The 25,984-nt window shown below is 40.8% G+C and carries 21 protein-coding genes and 1 tRNA gene; 10 read left to right on the forward strand and 12 right to left on the reverse strand.

The window, feature by feature from the left end:
- Nucleotides 1-60: 60 nt before the first annotated feature.
- The 3 genes from oppA to GKR61_RS04735 form a co-directional block, all read right to left on the reverse strand.
- Entirely contained in the window at nucleotides 61-1,701 is a 1,641-nt protein-coding gene (gene oppA / locus GKR61_RS04725) for an oligopeptide ABC transporter substrate-binding protein OppA (protein WP_108478074.1), read from the reverse strand.
- 94 nt (nucleotides 1,702-1,795) lie between these two features.
- Nucleotides 1,796-3,427, reverse strand: a complete 1,632-nt coding sequence (locus GKR61_RS04730; protein ID WP_154639583.1) for an ABC transporter substrate-binding protein — start codon at nucleotides 3,425-3,427, stop codon at nucleotides 1,796-1,798.
- A gap of 615 nt (nucleotides 3,428-4,042) precedes the next feature.
- Nucleotides 4,043-4,687 carry a YchE family NAAT transporter gene (locus GKR61_RS04735; protein ID WP_036956506.1) on the reverse strand — a complete coding sequence of 215 codons (645 nt, stop codon included), beginning with the start codon at nucleotides 4,685-4,687 and terminating at the stop codon, nucleotides 4,043-4,045.
- A 510-nt stretch (nucleotides 4,688-5,197) separates the two neighbouring features.
- Here GKR61_RS04735 and adhE point away from each other — a divergent pair.
- Both adhE and GKR61_RS04745 read left to right on the forward strand, forming a co-directional pair.
- A complete protein-coding gene (gene adhE, locus GKR61_RS04740; RefSeq protein WP_154639584.1) occupies nucleotides 5,198-7,858 on the forward strand; it encodes a bifunctional acetaldehyde-CoA/alcohol dehydrogenase in 2,661 nt (886 codons plus the stop codon).
- 206 nt (nucleotides 7,859-8,064) lie between these two features.
- On the forward strand, nucleotides 8,065-8,766 hold the full coding sequence (locus tag GKR61_RS04745; RefSeq protein ID WP_108478071.1) for a fimbrial biogenesis chaperone: 702 nt from the start codon (nucleotides 8,065-8,067) through the stop codon (nucleotides 8,764-8,766).
- 441 nt (nucleotides 8,767-9,207) lie between these two features.
- Here GKR61_RS04745 and GKR61_RS04750 read toward each other — a convergent pair whose 3' ends face one another.
- Nucleotides 9,208-9,837, reverse strand: coding sequence for a thymidine kinase (locus GKR61_RS04750; RefSeq protein WP_036956500.1), 630 nt, complete (start codon nucleotides 9,835-9,837; stop codon nucleotides 9,208-9,210).
- Between the two features lie 525 nt (nucleotides 9,838-10,362).
- Between GKR61_RS04750 and hns the strand changes: the two genes are divergently transcribed.
- Nucleotides 10,363-10,773 carry a histone-like nucleoid-structuring protein H-NS gene (gene hns, locus GKR61_RS04755; RefSeq protein ID WP_006661675.1) on the forward strand — a complete coding sequence of 137 codons (411 nt, stop codon included), beginning with the start codon at nucleotides 10,363-10,365 and terminating at the stop codon, nucleotides 10,771-10,773.
- Nucleotides 10,774-11,143: 370 nt separating this feature from the next.
- Here the strand turns inward: hns and galU are convergent, their stop codons facing one another.
- Together galU and rssB are read right to left on the reverse strand one after the other, a co-directional pair.
- A complete protein-coding gene (gene galU, locus GKR61_RS04760) occupies nucleotides 11,144-12,073 on the reverse strand; it encodes a UTP--glucose-1-phosphate uridylyltransferase GalU (RefSeq protein ID WP_036956498.1) in 930 nt (309 codons plus the stop codon).
- Nucleotides 12,074-12,230: 157 nt separating this feature from the next.
- The gene (gene rssB, locus GKR61_RS04765; protein WP_154599224.1) at nucleotides 12,231-13,247 is read right to left on the reverse strand and encodes a two-component system response regulator RssB; all 1,017 of its coding nucleotides are present in this window, start codon (nucleotides 13,245-13,247) and stop codon (nucleotides 12,231-12,233) included.
- Between the two features lie 117 nt (nucleotides 13,248-13,364).
- Between rssB and GKR61_RS04770 the strand changes: the two genes are divergently transcribed.
- The 3 genes from GKR61_RS04770 to GKR61_RS04780 all read left to right on the forward strand — a co-directional run bounded on the left by GKR61_RS04770 (nucleotide 13,365) and on the right by GKR61_RS04780 (nucleotide 15,026).
- Complete coding sequence (locus GKR61_RS04770) at nucleotides 13,365-13,844, forward strand: YchJ family protein (RefSeq protein WP_108478069.1); 480 nt, start codon at nucleotides 13,365-13,367, stop codon at nucleotides 13,842-13,844.
- A gap of 89 nt (nucleotides 13,845-13,933) precedes the next feature.
- Nucleotides 13,934-14,782, forward strand: coding sequence for a formyltetrahydrofolate deformylase (gene purU / locus GKR61_RS04775; RefSeq protein ID WP_036956491.1), 849 nt, complete (start codon nucleotides 13,934-13,936; stop codon nucleotides 14,780-14,782).
- 159 nt (nucleotides 14,783-14,941) lie between these two features.
- A tRNA-Tyr gene (locus GKR61_RS04780) sits at nucleotides 14,942-15,026 on the forward strand.
- A gap of 1 nt (nucleotide 15,027) precedes the next feature.
- Here GKR61_RS04780 and GKR61_RS04785 read toward each other — a convergent pair.
- The gene (locus tag GKR61_RS04785) at nucleotides 15,028-15,903 is read right to left on the reverse strand and encodes a LysR family transcriptional regulator (protein WP_036956489.1); all 876 of its coding nucleotides are present in this window, start codon (nucleotides 15,901-15,903) and stop codon (nucleotides 15,028-15,030) included.
- Between the two features lie 455 nt (nucleotides 15,904-16,358).
- On the opposite strand from GKR61_RS04785, the gene xthA reads away from it, so the two are divergent.
- Complete coding sequence (gene xthA / locus GKR61_RS04790; protein ID WP_154599223.1) at nucleotides 16,359-17,171, forward strand: exodeoxyribonuclease III; 813 nt, start codon at nucleotides 16,359-16,361, stop codon at nucleotides 17,169-17,171.
- A 109-nt stretch (nucleotides 17,172-17,280) separates the two neighbouring features.
- Here xthA and GKR61_RS04795 read toward each other — a convergent pair whose 3' ends face one another.
- The 3 genes from GKR61_RS04795 to GKR61_RS04805 are packed head-to-tail and all read right to left on the reverse strand — an operon-like array spanning nucleotide 17,281 to nucleotide 20,850.
- Nucleotides 17,281-19,221: a DNA topoisomerase III gene (locus tag GKR61_RS04795; protein WP_036956485.1), complete on the reverse strand. Its 1,941-nt coding sequence runs from the start codon at nucleotides 19,219-19,221 to the stop codon at nucleotides 17,281-17,283.
- 3 nt (nucleotides 19,222-19,224) lie between these two features.
- Nucleotides 19,225-20,268 carry a selenide, water dikinase SelD gene (gene selD, locus GKR61_RS04800; RefSeq protein ID WP_036956484.1) on the reverse strand — a complete coding sequence of 348 codons (1,044 nt, stop codon included), beginning with the start codon at nucleotides 20,266-20,268 and terminating at the stop codon, nucleotides 19,225-19,227.
- 30 nt (nucleotides 20,269-20,298) lie between these two features.
- On the reverse strand, nucleotides 20,299-20,850 hold the full coding sequence (locus GKR61_RS04805; protein WP_154599221.1) for an NAD(P)H nitroreductase: 552 nt from the start codon (nucleotides 20,848-20,850) through the stop codon (nucleotides 20,299-20,301).
- A 262-nt stretch (nucleotides 20,851-21,112) separates the two neighbouring features.
- Here GKR61_RS04805 and sppA point away from each other — a divergent pair, with 262 nt between their 5' ends.
- The 3 genes from sppA to pncA all read left to right on the forward strand — a co-directional run bounded on the left by sppA (nucleotide 21,113) and on the right by pncA (nucleotide 24,858).
- Nucleotides 21,113-22,966, forward strand: coding sequence for a signal peptide peptidase SppA (gene sppA / locus GKR61_RS04810; RefSeq protein ID WP_036956479.1), 1,854 nt, complete (start codon nucleotides 21,113-21,115; stop codon nucleotides 22,964-22,966).
- A gap of 228 nt (nucleotides 22,967-23,194) precedes the next feature.
- Nucleotides 23,195-24,214 (forward strand): asparaginase, encoded by a 1,020-nt coding sequence (gene ansA / locus GKR61_RS04815; RefSeq protein WP_036956478.1) that lies wholly within the window; start codon nucleotides 23,195-23,197, stop codon nucleotides 24,212-24,214.
- Between the two features lie 23 nt (nucleotides 24,215-24,237).
- Nucleotides 24,238-24,858: a bifunctional nicotinamidase/pyrazinamidase gene (pncA, locus tag GKR61_RS04820; protein WP_154599220.1), complete on the forward strand. Its 621-nt coding sequence runs from the start codon at nucleotides 24,238-24,240 to the stop codon at nucleotides 24,856-24,858.
- Nucleotides 24,859-24,928: 70 nt separating this feature from the next.
- On the opposite strand, the gene GKR61_RS04825 is transcribed toward pncA, so the two are convergent.
- Both GKR61_RS04825 and msrB read right to left on the reverse strand, forming a co-directional pair.
- On the reverse strand, nucleotides 24,929-25,219 hold the full coding sequence (locus GKR61_RS04825) for a YeaC family protein (RefSeq protein ID WP_187129838.1): 291 nt from the start codon (nucleotides 25,217-25,219) through the stop codon (nucleotides 24,929-24,931).
- A 147-nt stretch (nucleotides 25,220-25,366) separates the two neighbouring features.
- Nucleotides 25,367-25,780, reverse strand: a complete 414-nt coding sequence (gene msrB, locus GKR61_RS04830; RefSeq protein ID WP_036956472.1) for a peptide-methionine (R)-S-oxide reductase MsrB — start codon at nucleotides 25,778-25,780, stop codon at nucleotides 25,367-25,369.
- Nucleotides 25,781-25,984 lie beyond the last annotated feature (204 nt).

A 25,984-nucleotide genomic window follows, 5' to 3' on the forward strand; every position in this document is an offset into this window, starting at 1 on the left:
TTCCTACTTCTATTGCCATTAAGGCTAATGGCTGGCCCTCAAGGAGCCAGCCTGTTGTGATTAGTGCTTGATGATATACAGATCTTTAGTATGTAAATTATCTAATGGATCTTTACCCGTATATCCACCCACGTATGGCTTCACTAAGCGGGTGTTCACATAGTAGTAGAGAGGCACGATACCAGAGTCTTTATCTAAGAGCTTTTCGGCTTGTTGGTACAACTCAGCACGCTCTTCGTCCGTTTTCACCTGAAGTGTTTTCTTCATGATGGCATCGAAATCTTTGTTTTTATAATGCACGGTATTGTTACTGCTATAAGAAAGCAGCATGTTTAAGAAGGATGACGGTTCGTTATAATCCGCACACCAGCCCGCACGCGCCACATCATAGTTACCTTGGTGACGACTATCTAAGAAGGTTTTCCACTCTTGGTTTTCCAGTTTCACGTCAGCGCCAATGTTTTTCTTCCACATGGATGATGCAGCGATCGCGATACGTTTATGTAAATCTGACGTGTTATACAGTAAATTGAATTTCAGTGGATTTGATTTGTTGTAACCCGCTTCTTCCAGCAACTGTTTGGCTTTTTCATTACGCTGCTCTTGGGTCATATTGGCATACCAATCTGGTTTTTCTGTCTTCATGCCGCTGGTAAACGGTGGTGTGAAGCCATAAGCCGGAATATCACCTTGCGCTTTCACTTTGTAAGTGATGACATCTCTGTCCATTGAAAGTTTTAATGCTTCACGAACACGCGGGTCATTAAACGGCGGTTTTTCGTTATTAATTTCGTAATAATAGATACAGAGATACGGATTTACACGCAGCTCTTTTGGCATATTTTCTTGTAGTGACTTAAATTGTTCGATCGGTAAATTGCTATAGGTCATATCAATTTCACCACTGCGGTAACGGTTAACATCCGTGACCTCAGAGGAGATAGGCAGGAAAGTCACTTGGTCAATCACGGTGTTTGCGTTATCCCAATAAGTTGGGCTACGTTCTAAAACAATACGTTCGTTAACTGTCCAATCTTTTAATTTATAGGCGCCATTACCCACAAAATTGGCTGGTTGAGTCCACTTAGCACCATATTTTTCGATTGTTTTTTTATTCACTGGCGACATCGAGGAGTGTGCCAATAATTTTGGAATATAAGGGACGGCTTCACTCAAACTAATCACTAAAGTTTTATCATCCAGCGCTTTAATGCCCAGCTCTTCTGGCTTTTTCTTACCGGCAATGACGTCATCAATATTTTTGATATGTGCATACTGCAAATAACTCGCGTATGGGGATGCGGTATCAGGATCAGCGAGTCTGCGCCAGCTATAAACAAAGTCTTCGGCCGTGACAGGGTCACCATTTGACCATTTCGCGCCATCGCGAATTTTAAACGTCCACTCGGTGAAATCTTTATTTTCCCAGCTCGTAGCAGAGCCAGGTAAGATTTCACCATCAGGACCCACAATCGTAATCCCTTCAAAAAGATCTCTTGCTAAAGCCGACTCTGGAACACCTTCAATTTTATGCGGATCAAGGGATTGAGGTTCAGAACCATTGTTGCGAACCATATTTTGTTTTTCAGCCAGTTCGACACCCGCTGGTACCACTGCACCATAACTTGTCGCCATCGTCCCTGCCATTAACCCAGCAGCAACGCTTAAAGCAACAAATGTCTTATTCAGTAATTTGCTCATTATTTTGGTTACTCCCATACTATTGTTTTGGTTGTGTTGTTGATGCATCTGCTTACTGAGTCAGTAAGCAATTATTTTGTTTATTACAAAATTATTAATTAGTAGAATTAATATATAACCGCTTAATATCCATGTGATCAAGAGGGTCTTCACCTTTAAATCCTCCGATTGTGGGCTTGATCATCCTTGCACTCACACGGTAATAAACGGGAACTAGCGCAGATTCCTTATCCAGCAGGGTTTCCGCCTGTTGGTAAATCTGTTGACGAGCTTGGTCATCCGGTGCCGTTAAAGCCTCTAATAACAGTTGGTCATAGGCTTTATTTTTATAGGCCGCCGTATTGTTGCTGTTTTCTGATAGTAATGAATTCAAAAATGCAGAAGGTTCATTGTAATCGGCACACCATGTTGCTCTTGCAACCTGATAATTTCCTTCATGGCGATTTTGCAGTGTGGTTTTCCGCTCTTGGTTTTGCAGTGTTACCTCTGCGCCAATATTTTTCTGCCACATAGATGCCGCTACAATCGCCTGCTGTTTATTTTGGTCTGAGGTGTTATATAGCAAGGTAAACTTGAGCGGATTTTTGGCGTTATATCCAGCCTCCGCGAGCAACTCTTTCGCACGTTGATAACGCTGTTCTGGCGTGAGCTTTGCCCATTCTGGCACTGCAAAATTACCATTATGGATAAACGTTGGCGTAAAACCGTAAGCCACCGTCTGTCCTTGATCGATAATTTTATTAGTGATGGTTTCTCTGTCTAAACCTAACTTAATGGCTTCTCGTACTCGAGGATCCGTGAATGGGGCTTTTTGATTATTAATTTCATAATAAAACGTACACAGAAACGGACGAACATACAGTTCGTTCGGCTTTTCCGCTTTCATCTTTTTGAATAGTGTTGGGGGAATAGCTGAATTACTAATATCGATTTCCCCACTGCGATAGCGATTGTTATCACTGACTTCAGAGGTAATCGCTAAGAATGTCGCTTGATCAATCTGCGTTTTTGCGTCATTCCAATATAACGGATTACGTTTGATAATAATTCGCTCGTTGACCGTCCACTCATCCAAAACATAGGCGCCATTGCCCACAAAGGAACCCGGTTGAGTCCATTTATCGCCGTACTTTTCAATGGCTTTACGGTTAACGGGTTTCATTGAAGTGTGGGAAAGCATATCGATAAAATACGGAACGGGATGACTTAGGGTGACTTGCAAATGTTTGTCATCAAGGGCTTTGACGCCCAACGACTCTTTAGGTTTTTGACCTTTTAAAATAGCGTCTGCATTTTCGATATAAGCATTTTGTAAATAACTGGAATAAGGCGAGCCGGTTTTAGGATCCGCTAAACGCTGCCAACTATATACAAAATCCTCTGCAACAACGGGAGTGCCATCACTCCACTTGGCATCATCGCGTAAGGTAAATGTCCATACGGTGTAATTTTCATTTTGCCAATGGGTTGCCATACCAGGAACCGCCACACCATTAATATCGTCGTAAACCAGCCCTTCCAATAAATTTAAAATAATATTGCCTTCAGGTACCCCTTCGACTTTATGAGGATCGAGTGAAGTCACTTCTGAACCGTTATTGACCACTATTTTATTTATGGATGTTGTATTTAATGGGGATTTATCGGGGGTTGATGAAGCTTGAGCAGAAATTGTTAATGAGAAAATGAGACAGGAAAGTAAACTGTGCTTGGTAGTAAGTTTCATCGTTGCGCCTTCTCCATTTCATAGTTGCGGTTTTACAGTTAACGTTTCAACGTATGTTGAACGACGTTTAGTTCGCCTATACATTGTTGATTTACTACTACTCTAGTCACTGTTTCTTAAGCTGTTTTCTAATTTAACCACCAAAAGCTTTCCTTAACGGTGCAATTTTGCTCAGAAAGCTTATAAAAAAAGTTATAAAAAATTACATTTATTTAACATTTAAAGTTGGAGAGCCTATTAAAAAGGGGTAACACACTTCCTCAACCTTTAAATACTCAAATAAAAACAATTAGATAATAAAAAACCTTAAGTTACTCTTAAAATTTTCATCAACATTAATCCAAACATATCATTAACAATCTCTAATGAGAATAGTGAATAAATTTACGCAGCTCACATTTCCTTACTTTTTATGCCTGATTTTGCAAAAAGTGCGACACATAATCACATTTCAAATTTATCGCGTAGAGGAATTATTTTGATTGTAAAGGACGGTTTGATTACACATAACAAGCCAAAATATTTGAGTGAATATATTGAATTCGAAAGGAATAATGGAATGAAGGGAAAGGCAGATGAGAATAGCCGTCTCGTAAGACGGCTAAATAACACTCACTATAAAAGTCCTGGAAATATGGCTTTAACACCCGTTACAGCGATTTCGATACCTAATGACATGAGTAGTAGCCCCATGATACGAGTGACAACGTTGATGCCCGTTTGCCCTAAGTAACGAACCAGTAAAGACGCAGAGCGGAACAACAGCCAACAGCAAAAAGCGAACAAAATACTGGTTAACGCTAAACCAATAAAGTTCTGCCAGCCAGTCCATCGCGATGACCAGACAATGCACGAACTGATTGCACCGGGACCCGCCATTAACGGAAGCGCTAACGGTACCACTCCAATACTATCGCGCACTGCGGTTTCTGTTTTTTCTTGTTTGTTCTGTTTGTCCTCACCAATTTTACCGCTGATCATCGATAGCGCGATGGTGACAATCAGAATTCCCCCCGCGATGCGGAATGAGTCAATTGAAATACCAAACAGCTGTAATATCGAGTCCCCCACCAGCAACGATGTACAAAGAATAATTGCGACTGATGAGTTGGCTATCGTATTAGTTCTATTGCGGCTCGCAACGGTTTGATAGTTTGTCATACTAATAAACACAGGCAGGATACCAACCGGGTTTACCAACGCAAATAGACCAATAAAAAATTTAATATAGCCTGATAAATCAAGTAATGTTGCGCTCACCCATTAATACCCTCATAAAATTCTTAAACAAGAAACGCTTACCTGAACTAATTTTATCACTGAAATCGCTAAAATCCTTAGTTAAAGAACAATTTTGTGCATCTTAGTAGAATTATTTATTGCAACTTATCTTAATGACCAAAAAAGAATGATTTATTCACCTCTTTTTAGCGATAAATTAATCATTTTTTTGCAAATCAATGAATCCCATAAAAACAGCATGCTGAATGGAGTCAGCTTGCATACTTTGTGATTTAGATCACTTTATTAAATTCCCTTTTTGTTAATCTAGTCTCAACTGGTAAACGCGGTAATCAATCAGTTAATTTTTACTTTTTGAGCTATTTATCTGAGATTTATAAGCCAATTAGCATGGGCGAAAAGCATTATTATTAAGTTTATCTATACTGTTGTTTTGGGTGGTCGTTTTAGATGTTCTAGTCACAACAGCTTTTTTTAGATGCTTTGCTCATTGGCTTAAAAATTTTAACTTTATCAGGAGTAATCTATATGTCCGTAACAAACGTTACTGAACTCAATGAACTTGTTGCTCGTGCCAAAAAAGCTCAACGTGAATTCGCCAGCTTCTCTCAAGAGAAAGTGGATCGTATTTTCCGCGCCGCTGCTCTTGCTGCTGCTGATGCACGAATTCCATTAGCAAAACTCGCAGTTGAAGAGTCAGGCATGGGGATTGTTGAAGATAAAGTGATTAAAAACCACTTCGCTTCTGAGTATATCTACAACGCATATAAAGACGAGAAAACCTGTGGTGTTCTATCTGAAGACCCAACTTTTGGTACCATCACCATTGCTGAGCCGATTGGTATTATCTGCGGTATCGTTCCAACCACTAACCCAACCTCTACCGCAATTTTTAAATCATTAATTAGTTTAAAAACCCGTAACGCTATTATTTTCTCTCCACACCCACGCGCTAAAATTGCGACTAACCGTGCTGCTGAGATTGTATTGAACGCGGCCATTGAAGCTGGCGCACCAAAAGATATTATTGGCTGGATTGACTCCCCTTCTGTTGAGCTATCCAATGCGCTGATGCACCACCCTGACATTAACCTGATCTTAGCTACAGGTGGTCCAGGCATGGTGAAAGCGGCTTACAGTTCCGGTAAACCTGCGATTGGAGTGGGTGCGGGTAACACGCCAGTTGTTATCGATGAAACCGCAGACATCAAACGTGCCGTTGCCTCTATCTTAATGTCAAAAACATTTGATAACGGCGTAATTTGCGCATCTGAACAATCTGTAGTGGTGGTTGATGCTGTTTATGATCAAGTTCGTGAGCGTTTCGCTACCCACGGCGGCTACCTGTTACAAGGTAAAGAGCTCAAAGCGGTACAAAATATCATTTTAAAAGATGGCAACTTAAACGCGGCTATCGTGGGTCAACCTGCATTTAAAATTGCAGAAATGGCGGGCGTTATCGTTCCTGAAACCACTAAGATCTTAATTGGTGAAGTCAAACTTGTGGATGAGTCAGAGCCATTCGCTCATGAAAAATTGTCCCCACTCTTAGCAATGTATCGCGCTAAAAACTTTGAAGATGCAGTAGAGAAAGCTGAACAGTTAGTGGAAATGGGCGGTATCGGTCACACCTCTTGTCTCTATACTGACCAAGATAACCAACATGACCGTGTCAGCTATTTTGGCGAAAAAATGAAAACGGCGCGTATTTTGATTAATACCCCTGCGTCTCAAGGCGGTATCGGTGACCTGTATAACTTTAAACTGGCGCCGTCTTTAACCTTGGGTTGTGGTTCTTGGGGGGGTAACTCCATCTCTGAAAACGTGGGACCAAAACATTTAATCAATAAGAAAACCGTGGCAAAAAGAGCTGAAAATATGTTGTGGCATAAACTTCCTAGTTCAATCTATTTCCGCCGTGGATGTCTTCCAATCGCTTTAGAAGAGATAGCCACTGATGGTGCGAAACGCGTCTTTATCGTGACCGATAGCTACTTATTTAATAATGGCTATGTTGATGAAATTGTCGATGTTCTGAAAAAGCACCATATTGAAACCGATGTTTTCTTTGAAGTCGAAGCTGACCCAACATTATCCGTTGTGCGTAAAGGTGCTGCTCAAATGCAAGCCTTCCAACCGGATGTGATCATCGCTTTAGGTGGTGGTTCCCCAATGGATGCTGCGAAAATCATGTGGGTGATGTACGAACATCCAGAAACACACTTTGAAGAATTAGCATTACGTTTTATGGATATCCGTAAACGTATTCACAAATTCCCAAAAATGGGTGTGAAAGCAAAACTGGTCGCTATCACCACCACTTCAGGTACAGGTTCAGAAGTGACGCCATTTGCTGTTGTGACGGATGATAAAACAGGTCAAAAATACCCATTAGCGGACTACGCATTAACACCAAATATGGCGATTGTTGATGCTAACCTCGTGATGAACATGCCTAAATCCTTAACCGCGTTTGGTGGTTTGGATGCAGTGACTCACGCATTAGAATCTTATGTTTCTGTTCTGGCAAATGAGTTCTCTGATGGTCAAGCACTCAAAGCACTGACCCTGTTAAAAGATTATCTGCCAGCAAGCTACCATGAAGGAGCAAAAAATCCAGTAGCAAGAGAGCGCGTTCATAATGCGGCAACATTAGCCGGTATTGCTTTTGCTAACGCCTTCTTAGGGGTTTGTCACTCAATGGCGCATAAACTGGGATCGGAATTCCATATTCCACACGGTTTAGCAAACGCCCTATTGATTTGTAACGTAATTCGTTTCAACGCAAATGATAATCCAACTAAGCAAACAGCATTCAGCCAATATGACCGCCCTCAAGCACGCCGCCAATACGCTGAGATTGCAGACCACTTAGGATTAACCAAAGCAGGCGACCGTACTGGTGCGAAGATTGAACGCTTACTGGCTTGGTTAGAAGAGATGAAAGCGGATTTAGGCATTCCTAAGTCTATCCGTGAAGCCGGCGTTGCCGAAGCGGACTTCTTAGCTCACTTAGATAAACTGTCTGAAGATGCATTTGATGACCAATGTACTGGCGCTAACCCACGTTATCCGCTGATATCTGAAATTAAACAACTGTTACTGGATTCTTACTACGGTCGTGAATTTACTGAAAAAAGTGCAGAGCCAGCAGCACCAAAAGCTGAAAAGAAAAGTAGTAAAAAATAGTTAACTCGTTGATGGCTTAGCCATTAATACATAAAAAAGGCTTCAAAAGATTTAGGGTTTTCCTAACGCTTTTGGAGCCTTTCTCGTTATTTCGTCATAATACTTTATACTTATCTTAGGTGTCCATCTGGAAAAATATGCGATCCGCAAATTGATGCTTTCCAATCGACAATGATTTTTCCTTTATTGTGGATTAATAAGCTGATATGAAAAAACTGGCTGGCGTTACCTACATACTTTTATTCATAGTAAGCTTTTTCGCTTACAGTGCTGGCTTGCGTTTGGAACAAACTCGATTAATCCTAAATAGCACTAAATCCAATGCAACATTTACCATTGTGAATGATGATTTGAACCCCTATCTAATTCAGACCTCTGTAACTGAACAACTTGAAGGTGCCAAATCCCTTTATTTTGCTGTGACACCACCACTGTTCAGATTAGATGCAAATAGTAAGTTTAGTGCTCATGTATTATTAAAAAATGAAAGGGAATTACCCGTAGATAGAGAATCTCTATTCTTTTTAAATACACGGGCTATTCCCGCCCCAAAGCATCCTAATGAACAGAAAAATGATGCCAAACGCTCGTTTGTGACGAATATCGTGATTAAAGTCTTTTACCGCCCTCATCAACTGGCAGTGCCTAATAATGCGGTATTTCAGCAAGTGACTCTAAAAAAACAGGGAAAACAATGGGTGTTTAATAACCCTACCCCCTATTATCTCACGGTGGTAAACCTCAAATATAACCAGCAAAACTGTAGGAAAAGCCTGATCCTCACGCCATTTAGTGATACTGAAATCACTGGTCTACAAGGTCATATTTCCCAAGCTAGTTGGCAGATGATTAATGATTTTGGTGGTCTCTCTGACATTATTATTTATCCGCCAGTTAAGAGTAAATAAGTCAATAATCCCCATTTGACTGGTGCGCTTTTCTCTATTTTTGTTTTTATTGACGATGTTGGGGTTTCCTGCAATCACACTCGCCATTGATAATAGTTTGAAGTTTTCATTACAACGACCGTTTTTAAATGCTGAAATGCTAAATTTCATTGCGCCCTACAGTTTCGAGTAAATTTGCATTTTTTGATTATATGATATGTGCCAAAGTGTGAAATTAAACTGCCATAAAAAGAAAGCCCCATGTTAAAAACATGAGGCTTATCAAATCTCACTCAATCCGGTTTTATTCTATGAACGCTGAAACTTTATCTGCTATGCATCCCTTTTAAGAACTAGCGAGCTGAGTATTTTATTAATTCATTTACTTTATTTGACAAAAATATCTTAATAATCTGATATTCCTATTTGTAAACTATATAACTCATTAATCTTAATTAATGATTATTTGAAGTTAAACGGTATTTTTTCAATTGCACCGCTATTCATTAATTGAGCTTGCTTGATAGCGTCTGAGTAATGCTTTCGACAAACTGAAATATACTTTTCATTCCCGCCGATATCCACTTGATCCCCCTCATATACTGGGATGCCATCACCACCAATCCGCAAAACTTTATTTGCCTTACGTCCACAGTAGCAGACGGTTTTTAACTCAACGAGTTTATCTGCCCATGCTAATAAATATTGGCTTCCTGCAAACAACTCTCCGGAAAAATCCGTTCGTAAACCATAACAGAGTACCGGAATGTCTAAATTATCGACGACATCACATAATTGCTCTACTTGCTGTTTTGTCAGAAATTGGCATTCATCAATAAGTACGCAATGTACTTTTTGAGCATTATTCTCGTTTTTGATAATTTTTGCCATATTCGTTATAGGCGAAAATAATAACGCATCCGCAGATAAACCGATCCGCGAAGATACCTTACCTTGACTGAAGCGGTTATCGATCTCAGCGGTAAAAATCAGCGTACGCATTCCACGTTCGTGATAGTTATAGGAAGATTGTAATAATGAAGTCGATTTACCCGCATTCATCGCAGAATAATAGAAATATAGCTGTGCCATTGGGCGGTTCCCTAAAAAATAATATTCGCGAATACTTTAGCATAAAGGTTTTTTAAGATTAACTTAAACCTATGTAGATAAGTAAGTGTATGAATTTCCATCCATCACTATGTTAAATTAGTTCCTTTAGATCACACATCATCTGTGTTGTAGACAATTAATCTCAAACTGATATTAACTTTATCTGGTATAGATATTGGCACATATTGCTAAGTTTATTCTGTCAAAAAAAGAAAATTTCCGTTAAAGACATCCATTGATACATCGACAAACAAAAGGTAATGGTTATCACTAGGCTATTAATATAAATTTTAGTGACATTTTCTAATTACCTTTTTTCATTAGTACCGTTATTGATAATAGAGCAATTTATAGCAACGAAAATTTTTATAATTCTTTTGTAAAAAAATTGCATTCGTTAAAGATAACTTTTAAACTACCGAAGTAATTTAGCTATTGCAGAATTTAAAATAGCACTCTATTATTACTGTACACATGCCAACATATAAAATTGAGACCAGGAAAATGAGCGAATCATTAAAAGCATTAAATAACATCCGTACGCTTCGTGCTCAAGCACGAGAAGTCACTTTAGAATCTTTAGAAGAAATGCTGGAAAAATTAACTGTCGTTGTTGACGAACGTCGTGAAGAAGAAAGCCAAGCTCGCGCTGAAGTTGAAGAACGTAATCGCAAACTGGAAAAAGTTCGCGAAATGATTTTAGAACAAGGCGTAGATTTAAATGACCTTCTGCAAACTATGGATTCTGGTAAAAGCACCAGCACTCGCGCTAAACGTGCTGCTCGCCCAGCAAAATATAAATATGTTGATGAGAACGGCGAAACTAAAACTTGGACAGGCCAAGGTCGTACTCCAGCAGTAATTAAAGTTGCAATCGAAGAACAAGGCAAATCTTTAGACGATTTCTTAATCTAATATTGATAACCTTCCAAATTCTAAACACCCTTTTTATAAGGGTGTTTTTATTTATAGTAGCCTTGTTATTATCCATTTATCATCTCCTCTGTTTCAATCCCCCTCATCTATTTCTAATCAAAAAGAGTGATACAAAATATACGTTAAAGTAAAGTTACGTAATCTAATCAAGTGATATTCTTTAATCTCCTCCTAGCCCACTACACTAATTAATTTACACGCCACACGGGTTATATCGATTTATATTATATAACTGACATTTAATGACACTTAAAATCTGAGTACTCCTTTTTACATATTTCTATAAAATGCCCATAAAAAAAGCTAACCATAAAGGCTAGCTTTTATCTGTACAACAAAGATTCGTATTTTAATTAGATTTCGATGATGAATCTAAATTAGCGGCTAACTCTTTAATCCACGCGGAAAAATCATTTCCTAGTGTATCGTGTTGCATACCATATTCTACAAAGGCTTTCATGTAACCTAATTTATTTCCGCAGTCATGACTTTTACCACATAAGTGGTATGCTTCAACAGGTTCCTTATTTTCCATCATTAATGCGATAGCATCCGTTAATTGGATTTCATCGCCAGCACCCGGTGCTGTTTTCGCTAATGCATCCCAAATCTTTTCGGATAATACATAGCGCCCTACAATAGATAAATTGGATGGAGCTTCATCACGCTTCGGTTTCTCAACCATACGGGAAATCGGTTTACTATCGCCCGGATGTAAAGTCACACCGTTGCAATCCACAATTCCGTAGTTAGAAACATCGTCTTCTGGTACTGGCTCGACTAAAATTTGGCTAGCCCCAGTAGTTTCGTAGTGTTCTAACATCTCTTTGAGGTTAAATTTCGTTAAATCGGTGCTATAGCGATCTAAAATAACATCCGGAAGGATTACGGCAAAAGGCTCATCACCCACCAATGGTTTCGCACATAAAATAGCATGACCTAAACCTTTAGCAATGCCTTGGCGTGTTTGCATGATAGTCACATGACTTGGGCAAATGGATTTCACTTCATCCAATAATTGGCGCTTAACTCGCGCTTCTAAGATGGCTTCAAGTTCAAAGCTGGTATCAAAGTGGTTTTCAATAGAATTTTTAGATGAATGTGTCACTAGCACAATTTCATTAATTCCTGCAGCAATACACTCATTAACCACATATTGGATTAAAGGCTTATCAACAACTGGTAGCATCTCTTTAGGAATGGCTTTCGTCGCTGGAAGCATACGTGTTCCTAAACCTGCTACAGGGATTACCGCTTTACGCACCTTGCGTTTGATCATCTCGAGAACTCCAAAAATTTAATAAGCACCGTTTATATTTTCAATAAACTATACTGGCGCGTTTTTAGTGCGCGCCAGTATATCAGGATTCATTATTGAATAAATAGAGATGGGTTCGTTTAGGATAAATAGAACCTAGATCCATTAAATAAGTGCATTATTTCTGAGCATAGAGATTAAACATTAACTTGATTTTTTGATTCGAATTATGAATAAGACACTTCCAACTCTCACCTTGAAAGTCTAATCGATTTGAATGGTATGTTTTTAGCGTACCTAGCGGGACATTTCGCGCGAGATGGTAATGATGCTGCTCCGTCGTAATATTGGCTTCCAGTCCTGCACTCGCCAAAATCACATTTTTAGATTTGGTATTAAAGTAACCAAGTAACAATGGAAACTGACCTGAAAAGCCAGAATCTTCCAGTAAGTGATTTATTTGATTAATAATGTTATCAATTTGAGGTAATTTTTTATCTCGGTTGTTCACCGCACTTTTTAAGAGGTCATTAAACACAACACGAATTAAAAACGCCGCCATCACCCCTTCTTGTGGAGAGCGTTCTATATCAATGCAATAAAATCCGATTTGCTCCTCAGATATTGCCGCGATATCCAACAGCAACCCAAAACGATTCGCTTCATTTAATTGTCTATAGTTTATCTTATAGCCATTTATAACCTGCGCGACTGGAGGCTGTAATTGTTTCAAGATGGCTAACATATCCAACTTGTCATTATTCAAAATGTTCGAAATATTCTGGATTTCATTTTCAATGAGTGTTTCAGAGTCATATTGCTCTGGATACAGTGCCGCATGAATCGTCACTTTCACTTCATCAAGATTTTTTATTGGCTTTAACAAAGCATCTTTCGCACCAAGACGAAACATTCTATCTAATTGCGTGAAGTCCGTAGTTGCTGAAATAACAATCACAGGTACATTAATATTACGCTCCACCAGCTCCGCCATAAATGATTCACCATTCATGATGGGCATGTTGAGATCACAAAGAATGACATCGGGAATCACCTTTTGTTGCGTGATCAGCTCAAGTGCAAGCGCGCCGTTGTCAGCGATGTAGACTTCTGTTTCTAAACTTTCGAGGTATTCACGAAGAATAGTACAAAAAATTTTTTCATCTTCAACTATGAGTATTTTTCTATTTTTCATATCATACCTACCACGACAACCCTGGTTTCATAAGTAATATATTCTGACGCCAATAGTCATATTATAAAATCATTAACGACTATATTTTTTAAGTATAGTTATTTTATCGAGAAAAGAATGAGCCAATCTTTAAAAAATAATTGTAGTTGCGGTCATCCTTTGCCGTTTGACCAATGCTGCTCTCCGCTGTTGCTTGGGCTGGTTATTGCTGAAACGCCAGAGCAATTAATGCGCTCACGATATAGCGCGTATGTCCATCACAATGTAGATTACCTCATCAAAACATGGCACCCAGATTGCCAAGCACAAGAGTGGCGAGAAGCTATCTTAGATAGTTTTGAACAAACTGAATGGCTGGGACTGCGAGTCATTAGTTCTTCTCATGCTAAAAATCCTGACGAAGCTTATGTCGAATTTTCGGCTTGCTTTATTGATGAAAAAGCTGATCATAAACAGCTTATTCACGAACGTTCCCGTTTTCTTCGCATTGATGCACAGTGGTATTACATTGACGGAATAACACCAAAAGTTGGGCGCAACGATGATTGCCCATGCGGCTCAGGAAAAAAATTTAAGAAGTGCTGCGATAGTTATTAATTCTCTGTTTATCAATTCGTATATTCATTGCATAAATTACGATTAGCCTAAATTATTAGGCTTTAGTCAGTTAAGGATTAGACAGTTCCATGCAACACAAAAATGTACAGAAAAAAATTCTCAGAACCATTTGTCCTGATGCAAAAGGATTGATCGCTAAAATCACCAATATTTGCTACAAACACCAGCTGAACATTATCCAAAATAATGAGTTTGTTGATCACCGTACTGGTCGTTTCTTCATGAGAACGGAACTGGAAGGGATTTTTAACGATGAAACCTTACTGGCAGATTTAGATGATGCATTACCAGAAGGCTCTAAGCGTGAATTAAACTCTGCAGGACGTCGCCGCATTGTTATTATGGTCACAAAAGAGGCGCACTGCCTTGGTGATCTTCTGATGAAGAGCGCTTACGATGGATTAGATGTCGATATTGCTGCCGTTATCGGCAACCACGACACCTTGAAAAACCTTGTAGAGCAGTTTGGTATTCCATTCCATCATATTAGCCATGAAGGTTTAACGCGCGAACAGCACGATGAGAAACTCACGGCTCAGATTGATCAATATCAGCCTGACTATGTTGTCCTTGCTAAATATATGCGGGTGTTGACCCCTGCTTTTGTTCAGCACTACCCTAATCAAATTATTAATATTCACCACTCATTCTTACCGGCATTCATAGGCGCACGTCCTTATCACCAAGCTTATGAGCGTGGCGTTAAGATCATTGGAGCAACCGCTCACTTTGTGAATGATAATTTGGATGAAGGTCCAATCATCACGCAAAACGTTATCAATGTGGACCATACATTTACTGCGGATGATATGATGCGTGCAGGCCGCGACGTTGAAAAGAACGTACTGAGCCATGCTTTATATTGGGTATTGGCACAGCGCGTCTTTGTTTATGGCAATCGAACCATTATTTTATAACAGAGCGTATCGGTTATTAATTGTAGTAATTTGTTGATTTATCACGCATTGAGATTAAAAAATCAGCATTCAGACATTTTTTTTCAATTAATACTTTACAGGGGCGCGTCATTTGATATGATGCCGCCCGCTGTGAACGATTACAGCAATTCAAAATCTGGTGGGATACCCAAGCGGCCAAAGGGAGCAGACTGTAAATCTGCCGTCACAGACTTCGAAGGTTCGAATCCTTCTCCCACCACCATCTAAGCAACGTCTTTTCCAAGTTTGTCAACTACCCCAATAAATCGATTTAATACACTTGAATGTGATTTTGATTTATAAATGTAACAGTTACTTTTATCCAAAAGTCCATTTAATGAAACATAGATCAGCGATCTATCGATCAGCTCATCCTCAGGATAATAGTCAATAATCCCGATAAAATCACCGTCTTGAATGAAACTCTGACAACACCCAATATTATCCATCTGTCGTATGCTGGATTTATTCTCTGCGGTTTCAACTTTAGCCAGCAAGTCACTCATCAGTGAGCTTTTATAAAATGAGGGATCGCATAGCCAAGTACTTTGTTGTAGTAAGACGACAACATCATGATTAAATTTCTCGTATAACTCTTTTCTGCAATAAATACCTAAAGGCGCATTCTCTATTTTTTTTTGTAATGAAAACCTTTCACTGATGACTAATTCAGAACTTAAAATTAAAGTATTTCCATCATAATCGACAATTTCATCTACCTCATCATAGTTAAATCTTAATATATTAACCTGTACATTATTCTTATGTGCTGCTTGATATAAATTAATTAGATGATTTTCTTTCCCCCAGTCATAATAAATATTAGCTTCATTGACAATATAACCAGAAAAATGTTTTTTCGTTATTTCTTTCTCCTGCAAGTAGAGATCTCTAAGATCGTTATAAAGTTCTTGGCCATCCTTAGTTAATGTCATTCCAAATTTTTCTCGTTTAAAAAGCCGTTTACCCAAACTCGTTTCAAAGTCTTTTATGGATTTTGCGATGGGGGGTGTCGTGCGATTCATCACCCTTGCAGCCTTGCTTAGCGAGCCATTCTCAACAACTGCCATAAACGCCTCTAATTTTCTTGAAAAGAACATATCTATGACCCCATTCTATTTATTGAAATGTAAACCAACATGATTATTTTAAATAACAGCATGTTGATTAACCCATAATCTTCCGCATCAAATAAAAATTTAAATAAATTTTTTGATTTGATGATTAACAATATTTCATAAAAGTATTTTTATAATTTCCAACATAGCAAAGCAATATATTATATTGTTTCATTTGATTATTTTTTATTGCCCCACCATTAAATCACATTAAAATATAAATAACCAACTGACTTTAAATGAACTTTTCAGTAGTTGATTATAAAACTAACAAACATTTTTTAATTAACAGCTATAGATATATTATTATTAAAAATTAAAGTTCCCTAATAAATTATCCGCAATTATATAAACAAAAAATATTTAATAGTTACACTATTGTTAGCATCTGATAGAATCCCCTCAGTCATATTCAAAGCAATGGGTGATAAGTAACCATGAAATTTATTTCGTTCAACATTAATGGCCTAAGAGCACGTCCTCATCAACTGGAAGTGATTATTGAGAAGCACCAACCTGAAGTCATTGGGCTACAAGAAACAAAAGTCCACGATGATATGTTCCCTTATGAGGAAGTCAGTAAATTAGGCTACCATGTTTATTTTCACGGTCAAAAAGCCCACTATGGCGTAGCATTACTCCTGAAAAATGAACCACTAGCCGTTAGAAAAGGCTTTCCAACTGATGATGATGAAGCTCAGCGCCGCATCATCATGGCTGATATTCAAACCAGCGAAGGGATTCTGACAGTCGTCAATGGTTACTTCCCTCAAGGAGAAAGCCGTGACCACCCAACCAAATTCCCAGCAAAAGAAAAATTCTATCGTGATCTGCAAGATTACGTAACATCAACGCAAACCACGGATTCCCAATTGCTGATTATGGGTGACATGAACATCAGCCATACCGATTTAGACATCGGTATTGGTGAAGTTAACCGTAAGCGTTGGTTGAAAACCGGAAAATGCTCATTCTTACCTGAAGAACGTGAATGGCTAGATAAACTACTGAGCTGGGGGCTTGTTGATACTTACCGTGAGCAGCATCCAGATACCACCGATTGCTATTCATGGTTCGATTACCGCTCCAAAGGCTTTGACGATAATCGCGGTCTGCGCATTGACCTTCTGCTGGCCTCTAAGAAACTCGCCAGCCGTTGTAGCGCAACGGGTATTGATTACGACATCCGTGGTATGGAAAAACCGTCTGACCACGCACCTGTTTGGGCTGAGTTCGACCTGACGAAGTAATCCTGAGTCTCTCTTTATAGGGCATAATCATATGCCCTATGCTTTCCCCTAGATATCCTTCCTACCCAAATTACTGCTTAGCGCGCTCAAGTTTAGAAATCCACTGCACCTATTCTGACGGTGATGATTTTTTCCCTTTACTCGCACTCGCTTTTTTCGTGCCCTTCTTTGCCCCTTTATTATTGGCAACAGGTGGCAATTCACGAAATGCGCGCAAGTTTGTGTATTGACGAGCTTGCTGAATTAAGTTGATTAACGTCTGGCTCAACGGCTGCATAAAATCATCGTAACGCGTCTGTTTTTCGCTGATCTGCGTTAACCTTGACTCCCAGTGAGCCGTCATATCGGGCAAGGTCGCCATATCGGGTAAAACGTGGATCAGCGCTCGCCCAGCGGGGGAGGCGTGAATATAGCGCCCTTTTTTAAACAGAAATTGACGCTTAAACAGTAAATCAATAATCCCCGCTCGCGTCGCTTCAGTCCCTAAACCATCCGTTTCACGCAATACTTTTTTTAATGCTTTATCCTGCACAAAACGGGCGATCCCCGTCATCGCAGACAGCAGCGTTGCATCGGTGAATGGGCGAGGTGGCTGAGTTTGCCGTTCGACCACTTCCCCTTTTTCACATAAAAGCTCATCGCCTTTTTTCACGATAGGCAATGGCATGCCGTCGTTTTCCGCGTCACGCTCTTTCCCGCCTAACACGACTCGCCATCCTGCTTCCGCAAGAAAACGCGCTTTGGCATTAAACTTGCCGTTTTCAATGTCTAAATCGATAGTGCATTTGCGGTAAACCGCATCCGCCATAAATTGAATAATGTACTGACGAGCAATCAACTGGTAAACATTGCTTTCATTTTCAGTTAAACGCACGGAGGCTGTTTTAGCGGTCGGAATGATGGCATGGTGAGCATCCACTTTTTTATCATCCCAACACCGATTTTTCTTATCCAGTTCGGGTAATTCAAATTCAGTTAATGCGGGTTGGTGTACTGCAATCGCATTTAATACCGCATGACGCCCGGCAAAATGCTCGTCCGGCAAATACCGGCTATCCGAACGCGGATAAGTGATAAGCTTATGGGTTTCATACAGTTTCTGGCAAATATCCAGCACTTCTTGGGCACTTAAACCATATTTTTTGGCGGCTTCAATCTGCAAAGCGGATAACGAGAATGGCAGTGGTGCAATCTCAGTTTCCTGCTTATCTTGGTATTGCGTGACAATCGCCGGTTTGCCTTCGATGCGAGAAAGTACATGTTCCGCCAATGGACGATGAATTAAACGCCCTTCTTCATCTTGAAAATCAATGCAAGATTCACTTGGCTGCCAAATTGCCACAAAGCGCTCATCCTTTGGTGTGACAATATGCGCTTTAACTTCAAAAAAGTCTTTTGGTACAAAGTGTTCTATCTCTTCGTCGCGCCTAACTACCAACCCCAATACGGGAGTTTGTACGCGCCCAACAGAGAGAACCCCTTGGTAACCGCCCCGCTGCCCTAATAAGGTATAGGCGCGGGTCATGTTGATTCCATATAGCCAATCTGCACGAGCGCGGGCTAATGCAGAAACACATAACGGAATAAATTCACGGTTTTCACGTAAACGATCAATCGCTCGCTCAACAGCTTGAGGGTTCAAGTCGTTAATTAAACAGCGCTTCACGCTTTTACGTTTTTCGGGATCAAGCTTGAAGTAATCCAGCACCTCATCCACCAGAAGTTGCCCCTCTCTATCGGGGTCTCCTGCGTGGACAACGACGCTGGCTTGTTTAAGGAGCGTGTCGATAGTGTTTAATTGTTTGGTTACTGCGGAACGGGGCTTCAATTGCCATTTCTCAGGAATGATTGGTAAATCTTGCAAGTTCCAACGGGCATAACGCGGATCATAAGCATCCGGTTCAGCCTGTTCTAAAAGATGCCCAATGCACCACGTGACCATCTGGTCATCGCCACATTGAATAAAACCATCCCCTTTACGGTGAGGTTTTGGCAGTACATCCGCAATGGCCCGTGCAAGACTAGGCTTTTCCGCAATAAACAAACGCATAGATTAATCGATCACTTCAATTAAAGGCACACCGCTTTGTGCAGGTAATAAGGTACCGACAGACTGTAACAAAACACCTTGCTGCTGTGCAATCTCTTTAATTTTAGCCACTTCCGATGGTTTAATCGCGATTAGAAGCCCGCCTGACGTTTGTGGATCACACAACAATTTGCGTTGTAGGTCGCTCATTGGTCCAATTAAGTGACCGTAGCTATCAAAGTTGCGTTGAGTTCCACCCGGTACGCAGCCTGCTTCAATATATTTTTCCACACCAGCAAGTTTTGGTACTTTACTAAAGGCAATCTGAGCACGAACACCAGAACCTTCGCAGATCTCACTTAAATGTCCCAGGAGACCAAAGCCCGTTACGTCCGTCATTGCCGTTACACCTTCTAGAGGAGCGACAACCGCGCCGAACTTATTCATTTGGCACATAGTTTCAGCAGCAAGGTGCGCATGTTCTGCTGCTAACACGCCTTTTTTCTCAGCCGTGGTCAGCACACCAATACCCAGCGGTTTGGTTAGGAACAGTTCGCAATCTGCGCTCGCTGCACTGTTTTTCTTCACGTAATCTGTGTTTACGACCCCTGTCACCGCTAAACCAAAGATAGGCTCTGGTGAATCAATGGAGTGGCCGCCTGCCAGTGAAATTCCGGCATCCGCACAAGCAGCACGCCCACCTTCAATCACTTCGCGAGCCACTTCTGGTGGTAATTTTGCAATCGGCCAGCCTAGGATCGCAATTGCCATAATCGGCTTACCGCCCATCGCAAAAATATCGCTGATGGCGTTCGTTGCAGCAATACGCCCGAATTCAAATGGGTTATCCACGATAGGCATAAAGAAGTCAGTGGTACTGATAATGCCGATACCATTGCCTAAATCATAAACTGCGGCATCATCTTTGGTTTCATTTCCCACTAATAAATGAGGATCATGAAATTTAGCTTGTTCAGTATGTAAAATTTGCTCTAATACTTTTGGTGCGATTTTGCATCCGCAGCCAGCACCATGGCTATATTGGGTCAATCTAATTTTTTCTGTCATTATCTGTCTCTTTAGAAATGCTCTTTCTATTTAGAAATAGGACACAAAACCTGTCATATCAGGTTGTTGAGCTTTTGCAGGCGCTTTTAATTCTGGTGTACCTAAATAAAGGAAACCGACGATATGGTCATTTTCTTCACAACCTAAACCTTCACGTACAATAGCGTCTTCCGTCCATGAACCTGAACGCCAAATACCGCCAAAACCTTGTGCTAAAGCGGCCATTTGCATAGCTTGTACGGTGCAGCTTGCAGCAACAATTTGTTCCCACTGTGGCACTTTAGGATGATCTTTCACTTTCGCAATCACAGTAATGATGAGTGGCGCACGAAATGGTGCATTACGCGCTTTTTCTTCAACTTCCGCGCCTAACTTGCCTTCTACCGCTGCTTTTTCAAGCAGTTGGCTGAAGCGAGCGATACCTTCTCCTTGCATGACAACAAAGTGCCATGGCTTTAATGCTCCGTGGTCTGGCGCTCTCATTCCTGCGGTAAGAATATTATCGAGTTGTTCGCCTTGTGGCGCTGGAGTGGTTAAGCGTGAAGCTGAACGACGGTTCAACAAAAGGGTTAATGCATCCATATTGATCTCCGATTAAGAGTAAGCTGATGTAGTGCTCAGCAAAATAGAAATACCATCGGGCTATTGTACAACGCCCACAATGGTTTTGTTATGAATAATCCTGTATTACATTATTTGGTATCTGTCATCGTTTGATACTGTATAGGATTAAATCTATTGATTAATCTATCTATTAATCATCTGTCAAATAGATGATATTCTAAATCATTCGCGCGTCATCTTATGCCGCCATCTTGATTGATATCCTCACACTGGAGAAAAAATGCGACAACTCTGGGATATTTTCGCCACTGTTTTTAAGTTTAGCTGGCGAGTCATTAATTTCATTCGACAATTTGTTTTCAACGCAATTTTCTTCGTGTTGTTATTTTTAGTGATTGGCGGTTATTCTCTCTTGCAATCCGACAGCGAGCCAGAAAAAAACTATTTTGGTGCACTGGTTGTTGATCTACAAGGGATTGTTGTTGACCAAGTCTCTTCCCCAGATCCTTTCGGACGTATGAGTCGCGAATTACTAGGTACCTCCAATAACTTAATGCAGGAAAACTCGCTATTCGATATCGTCGATACCATTCGTACCGCCGCTGACGATGACCGCATTACAGGTCTAATACTACGTTTAGATAATCTGGTGGGCGCAGATCAACCCTCCATGGCATACATCGGTAAAGCGATTGAAGAGTTTAAAGCCTCTGGGAAATCAGTCTATGCCATGGGCGATAGCTATACACAAGCTCAATATTATTTAGCGAGCTTTGCAGATGAAATTTATCTTGCACCGCATGGCGCCGTGGGTATTTACGGTTTCTCAACGGATACCCTGTATTACAAATCCTTATTAGAAAAACTCAAGGTAAGCACCCATATTTTCCGCGTTGGTACCTACAAATCTGCGGTTGAACCGATGATGCGTGATAATATGTCACCTGAAGCCCGTGAAGCTAACCTGCTTTGGTTAAATACCTTGTGGGATAACTATTTAGGCTCTATCGCAGAAAATCGCCAATCTAAAGCAGAGCAAATCTTCCCGGGAGCGGATAAACTCATTGCACAACTTCGCGCAGCCAAAGGTGATACTGCGCAATATGCTTTACAGCAAAAATTAGTGGATAAGATCTACACCCGCGAACAAGCCGAAAATGTGTTCTCTAATCAGTTTGGTTGGAATAAAGAAGATAAAACATTCAATGGCATTAGCATCTATGATTACTCCACTAAAATTGCCGATACCAGCAACAGCGACGGCAATATTGCAGTCATCGTAGTACAAGGTGCCATCATGGATGGTCCGCAAACTCCCGGTATTGCTGGTGGCGAAACCCTAGCAGCTCAAATCCGTGATGCCCGTTTAAATGAAAATATTAAAGCCATCGTATTACGTGTTAATAGCCCTGGTGGAAGTGTCAGCGCTTCTGACTTGATCCGCAGTGAATTAGCCGCAGCCCGCGCAGCGAAGAAACCTGTCGTCGTATCAATGGGTGGTATGGCCGCATCAGGCGGTTACTGGATCTCAACACCAGCTGACTACATCATTGCAAGCCCAAGCACCTTAACAGGTTCTATCGGTATCTTCGGTGTGATCAATACCTTTGAAAACTCATTAGAATCCATTGGCGTTTATACTGACGGTGTTTCGACTTCACCATTAGCGGGCGTTTCTGTCACTAAGGGGATCAGTCCTCAATTTTCCGATATGATGCAAATCACCATCGAAAATGGCTACCAAACCTTTATTGGCTTAGTCGCTCAATCTCGCCATAAAACGCCAGAAGAAATCGATAAAATTGCCCAAGGTCGCGTTTGGATTGGTAAGGATGCGCTGAAGATTGGTCTAGTTGATGAACTCGGTGATTTCGATGATGCCGTTGCAAAAGCCGCTGAATTAGCGAAAGTAAAATCTGTCGAGCTGGATTGGATGCAACCTGAACTTTCCTTTATGGATCAGTTGATCCTTGAACTGACAAGCAACGTTCAAGTCATGATGCCTGATGCATTGCAAACATTCCTACCACCAGCGGTCGCTACTGATATTCGCCGCCAAGCTCAGTTTTTCTTAAAAATGAACGACCCGCAAAACCGTTACGCATTTTGCTTAAACTGCGCTGAAATTAACTAATTATTCATTTCCACCCATGGCTCCCCTCTCAAGTTAATCTTAGAGGGGCTGCCATTCGCGGTGAATGACGCTGGCGTAAACTGAAGTTTCCATCACAACAATCTGCAATATCTTGTTTTATCCATAGATTATCTCCAGCAAATAAGCCAAAATCCTTATAATCCAAATTATTCACACACAGAATTTCTTATTCATACAGAACTTCGTCTGTCATCGTTAGGTAACAAAATGCAGAAGAAATCGATTTATGTCGTTTATACGGGTGGCACCATCGGCATGCGCCATTCTCCTCAAGGCTATATTCCTGTTTCTGGTCACCTACAGGCACAATTAGCCCAAATGCCTGAGTTTCATCGCCCTGAAATGCCAACATTTACGATTCGTGAACACCAGCCATTAATCGACTCTTCGGACATTACACCGGAAGATTGGCAAAATATCGCCGATGACATCAGTGAAAATTACGATAAATATGATGGTTTTGTGATCCTACATGGCACTGATACCATGGCATTTACCGCTTCTGCGCTCTCCTTTATGTTTGAAAACTTGAAGAAGCCCATTATTGTGACAGGGTCACAAATCCCACTGGAAGCCCTACGTTCCGACGGGCAAACCAACCTGCTTAATGCGCTTTATTTAGCGGCAAACTACCCGATCAACGAAGTGGGATTATTCTTCAATAACAAACTGTATCGCGGTAACCGCACAGTAAAAGCGCATGCTGATGGTTTCGAAGCGTTCACTTCGCCAAACTGCTCTCCACTGATGGAAGCCGGTATTCATATCCGTACATTCAATGCCTGCCCTGCACCGATTGGCATTGGGGAATTAAAAACTCATCGCATTACCCCGCAACCTATTGGAGTTGTCACGCTCTACCCTGGATTATCCATTGAAATCGTAAGAAATATTCTTCAACAACCGGTTAAAGCGCTAATCTTGCGCTCTTACGGTGTCGGTAATGCTCCTCAGCAACCCGAGCTTTTACGCATCCTTCGTGAAGCAACTTCTCGCGGCATTATTGTCGTCAACCTCACCCAATGTATTTCTGGGCGTGTAAATATGGAAGGTTACGCCACAGGACATGCATTAGCAGAATCTGGAGTGATCAGTGGTTTTGATATGACTTTTGAAGCCGCATTGAGTAAATTACATTACTTACTAAGCCAAGATTATACCTCTGAGCTTATTCGAGAATTAATGCAAAATAACCTGCGTGGTGAATTAAGCTACGCTGATGAATAAGCTATAACCTACTGAGAAGAAAGATGAAATCAGCATTACTGTTAGTAGACTTACAAAATGATTTTTGTACTGGTGGTGCTCTCGCTGTAAAACAAAGCGAACAGGTTATTGAAACCGCTAACCAAGTTATTGAGCAATGCCAAAAACAGGGTATCACGGTGATCGCCAGCCAAGATTGGCATCCAGAAAACCATCTCAGTTTTGCCGTGAACTCTGGCCAGCCTATTGGTGCCCTTGGTGAACTTAATGGATTGCCACAGGTTTGGTGGCCAGTTCACTGCGTGCAAGGCTCCCATGGCGCTGATTTTTATCCAGAGCTTAATCACCAAGCTATTCAAAAGGTATTTACTAAAGGTGAAAATCCGCAAGTCGATAGCTACAGTGCCTTTTTTGATAATGACAGAGTCAGTCAAACAGAGCTGCATACATGGCTTCAGCAACAACAAATCAGCCATTTAATGATTATGGGCATTGCGACGGACTATTGTGTGAAGTTTACTGTACTGGACGCACTGAGGCTGGGCTATCGTGTTGATGTGCTAACGGATGGGTGCCGTGGCGTTAATTTAGCCCCTGAAGATAGCCAGAAGGCTTTAGCGGAAATGCAGAGTGCGGGGGCTAGTCTAATCACATCATCCCGCTAGAATGCTGTAGTAACTAGCCATGATATAGGTTTGAAATTCGCCCCGTTAGCTGACGGGGCGATATACTGACTTAGTCGTTATCCTGCGGTTTCAATGTCGCAAGTCTATCCCCTTGGAAAAGCGCTTTTAACTCTTGCTTGCTCTTCATGGTAATTTGACCGTCAGTACCGACCGTCATGTGTTCCGCATCATGGTTATGGCGTGACTGCCATAGCATCACCATCTGCAAAGTATTTTCTTTCTGCTCTGGCGTTAATGCCACACCATCTGGCCATTTACCTAACTCCACTGCAGTCACTAAACGCTGGTAAATTTCAGGGGTCATGACAGACAGTAATTGATCTATTTGTTGTGCATCCATTTCTACGCTCACGTTACGCCTCATCACATCAATCTAGTGGCAATCTCGATAATTATTCTTGCGGTGTTATATCTATAGTGTATTTTGAATAACTAGCTGAATCGTTATTGCCAAATGTATTTTGACACTTCAGCAAGCTTCAGCACGTTATCCTAGGGTCTTTTCACCCGTTTGGTCATCCGTAAAACTTAGCGATGCTGAATTTATGCAGTAACGCTGTCCTGTTGGTTGTGGGCCATCAGGAAATACATGCCCAAGATGCGCATTGCAATTACCACAACGCACTTCTATTCGATGCATACCGTGAGAAAAATCTTCGATAAATTTTATCAAACTTTCATCAATCGGTTGAAAGAAACTCGGCCATCCGCAGCCTGCATCAAATTTGGTCTCAGAAAGGAATAAAGGGGTTCCACAACAGAGGCATTCATACACGCCATCTTTACGGTTATGCAATAATTGGCCGCTAAACGGGGGCTCTGTGCCAGCGTGTTGTGTAACATGCAGCTGGACTTGGTTAAGCTTTGATAAATCAATAGCTTGCTTATCTTTATTCGACATTGATTACCTACTTTTTTTCAAAAAGATGCGCATTAAAGCGATTTTGCATCCATTTCAAGCAACAAAAACTTAACAACGCTCAGTGGAAAACTATTCTAGACTATTAAGGTTAGAACTTTACGGTTTGATTTGTGATGAGCCTCACATATATCACTGATGGATGGTTTCATTATGCTGAACAATCCCGATAATACGTGCGGCTGT

This window comes from Providencia sp. wls1916 (assembly GCF_009706585.1).
GTDB classification, from domain to species: Bacteria; Pseudomonadota; Gammaproteobacteria; order Enterobacterales; family Enterobacteriaceae; genus Providencia; species Providencia lanzhouensis.